The sequence below is a fragment of the Bacteroides sp. OM05-12 genome, assembly GCF_003438995.1.
In the GTDB taxonomy this organism is placed as follows: domain Bacteria; phylum Bacteroidota; class Bacteroidia; order Bacteroidales; family Bacteroidaceae; genus Bacteroides.
Genome location: NZ_QSUN01000023.1, coordinates 1 through 375 on the forward strand (window position 1 = coordinate 1; position 375 = coordinate 375).

Sequence of the window (375 nt, forward strand, 5' to 3'; positions counted from 1 at the left end):
TCTAAGGTGCCTTCGGGAAGAAGAAGGCGATAACCATTCGTTTCCATTATTATATAATTTGAAGGCAAAGATAAGGATTTATAGATTTAAGCCCTCAGGTTTTTACGTTGGTCCTAAAAAAGGTTCATCCGGTAATTATTGGGGGATAAACATAGATCGGCTTTTTATAAAATCATGTATTTATCTGTTTTGTTTCATCTTCTTGCTGGTTGGTGACACCTGTTGTTCGACATACGGTCGATTGTCCGTAAACGATAGGAGTTTGTAAACAAAGGACCGTACCTTTGTTTTCAATCGACCGTATGTTTGTCTTCAAACATCCCGATGTTTTTTTCAATCAACCTGATGTTTTTAAAAAACATCAAGGTGTTTATA

The 375-nt window shown here is 36.0% G+C and carries 1 protein-coding gene; it reads right to left on the reverse strand.

Features of this window, described 5'->3' with window-relative positions; translation table 11 throughout:
- Positions 1 to 172: 172 nt before the first annotated feature.
- The gene (locus DXB63_RS17990; RefSeq protein WP_158563694.1) at positions 173 to 316 is read right to left on the reverse strand and encodes a hypothetical protein; all 144 of its coding nucleotides are present in this window, start codon (positions 314 to 316) and stop codon (positions 173 to 175) included.
- Positions 317 to 375: the final 59 nt, after the last annotated feature.